The organism is Chlorogloea sp. CCALA 695, from assembly GCF_003003885.1.
GTDB lineage: Bacteria > Cyanobacteriota > Cyanobacteriia > Cyanobacteriales > Chroococcidiopsidaceae > Aliterella.
Map to the genome: position 1 here is coordinate 1 of NZ_PVWN01000159.1, position 2,187 is coordinate 2,187.

Consider the following 2,187-nt stretch of genomic DNA (forward strand, 5'->3'; position numbering starts at 1 on the left):
GTTAGAGTCGATGGGGGCTATTATGCTCCGCACCTCTCTGTTAGATCCAGACGTGAAGCTTTCGCCTCATCTGGCTCCCGATATTCTTAGGGATTTTCCCTTTTGCCCATGTGGACGTAATCATGGCAGGATTCATGTACGGCAACTAGATTTTTGTTTCTCCAGTTGCTATGATTCCCGTCAATGTGGTGTAGATGTACTCGTTCATCACTAATACACTTCATGCCACAGTGTCCGCATGTATGGTTTTGCCGTTTTAAGGCTCTAGAGGTGTGGTCATCATATAATTTACTGTTGCGTTCGCTCCAGTAGGTTATATCGCCGTCATACGGGGATTTTTCCCTTTTGACATTAATGTGCCTGTTTTCGGAGTAGGGAATTTTAGGAAAGGCTTTGTCTAACAATTTTTTGCTAGTGTGGCGATTCTGTTTAGCTTCCTTGTTGAATACCTTGAACGCTCTTTTTTGGATGAAATATAACGAGTTTCTAGACCCGTCCATCTTACAAAAGCGGTGGTAGTTTCTCCAGCCTCTAACGATGGGAGCTAATTTCTCAGCTTTTACCTTCGCTCCATAGTTTGAGCAGTTTACGGTGGCTTTTACCTTCTGACGGAATTTCTTGAAGTTCTCCACTGAGGGGGTACTTTTAAATTTCCCGTTGCTCTGCACTTTGAAATGCCAGCCAAGGAAGTCAAAACCGTCTGTCGTAGCGGTTAGCTTTGTCTTCTTCTCACTTACCTTCATTCCTCTAGAGGCTAAAAACTGACTAATCCTTTCAAGTATCTCTATCGCGTTTTCTTCGGGTTTGAGTATTATCAACATGTCGTCCGCGTATCGGACGCTGGGAAAAAATTTTTTCCCCCAGTTGTCTATTGATTCGTGAACTTTCTCTATCCCGTTGAGAGCGATGTTAGCTAATAGTGGACTTATCACACCGCCTTGGGGCGTTCCTTGTTCTGGAAATTCTGGGTTTACTCCGGCTTTTAAACACCGGAATATACCTGATTTCATGCCTTTGGTGGCAATAAGGTTATCCATTATGGTTGTGTGGCTTATCCTATCGAAACACTTTTCTATGTCGAGTTCTAGGACTCGCTTAGTTATTCCGTTGGCTTTTGCGTTTAAGTTAGTGAACAGGTATTTCTGGGCATCATGTGCCGAACGTCCTGGTCTGAACCCGTAACTTCTGGCGTGGAATAGTGCTTCGTGCGCTGGTTCTATTGCGTATTTTGCGAGGCATTGCCACGTTCTGTCCGCCATAGTTGGGATTTTAAGCGTTCTGGTACTACCGTCCTTTTTAGGTATGGGAATACTGCGTAATTTCTGGTGTTTCCAGTTATTACTCGATGCTTTCAGCGATTTCTCCAGTTCAAAGCGCTCCTTAAAGGTAAGGGACTTCTTGCCGTCGATACCTGCTGTTTTCTTTCCAGCGTTTAGCTGAGTTACTTGGCGAATTGCCAAGAATCTAGCCGCTTTGGACTTCAGAATCAGTTTTTGAATTGACATCGCTTTGCGCTTGTCTCCTGCTTGAACTGCTTTGAACACTCTCTTTTGTAGGCGGAATAGATTACGCCGAAATTGCTTCCAGGGTAATGTTTTCCAAGATTCACTATGGTTATCCATGTGCCTAATCATGCTCGTACTCTTGATAAGTGTTTTCTGAATACCTTGCAGCAATTACGCCGCATCCTACCCGAATCAAAGGGATTCCGTATCTCGCCTTACCTACTTGGGACTCGACCGCCCCCAGACCTTTGATTCGTTTTTATTCGTTCCCTCAGATGATTGATTGTTCTTTTAGGTAGAGCCACTTTAACCATTAGAAACCCTAGGTTCATGCCGCTAAACTACGAATGTTGCGGCGGGTTTTAAGCTCTAATACAGTCAGGGTTTTTTTGTTATGCCCTGCTTCATCGTGGGTCACTTTTCTAGGCTCTGTTTCACCATGAGAACGCCCCGTTAGCGCCAGTGTCAACCCATAACAGTTGTCTGATTGCGCCCTGTTACCCGCTTCAGCCTCTAGGAAACGAGCCTAGTCACTGGGGTCAAGATAGGGAGTCACGCCTGAACCTGGCGGGTAGGACTTTCACCTACATCAAACTGAGAGTTCAGCTAGACTTGGTAGTCTTGGCTGGGTTAGTTATGTACGGACTGTTTACCGTGATTCACTAACCAACGAATCGCACTC

General features: G+C 45.0%; 2 protein-coding genes. Both read right to left on the reverse strand.

Features of this window, described 5'->3' with window-relative positions:
- Positions 1–86: 86 nt before the first annotated feature.
- The gene (locus tag C7B70_RS25685) at positions 87–1,634 is read right to left on the reverse strand and encodes a reverse transcriptase domain-containing protein (RefSeq protein ID WP_106371681.1); all 1,548 of its coding nucleotides are present in this window, start codon (positions 1,632–1,634) and stop codon (positions 87–89) included.
- A gap of 199 nt (positions 1,635–1,833) precedes the next feature.
- Positions 1,834–1,974 carry a hypothetical protein gene (locus C7B70_RS26745; RefSeq protein ID WP_158260603.1) on the reverse strand — a complete coding sequence of 47 codons (141 nt, stop codon included), beginning with the start codon at positions 1,972–1,974 and terminating at the stop codon, positions 1,834–1,836.
- Positions 1,975–2,187: the final 213 nt, after the last annotated feature.

Coding starts and splice junctions, on each gene's coding strand:
- C7B70_RS25685 (WP_106371681.1), bottom strand. CDS start 1,634: ATGATTAGGCACATGGATAACCATAGTGAATCTTGGAAAACATTACCC.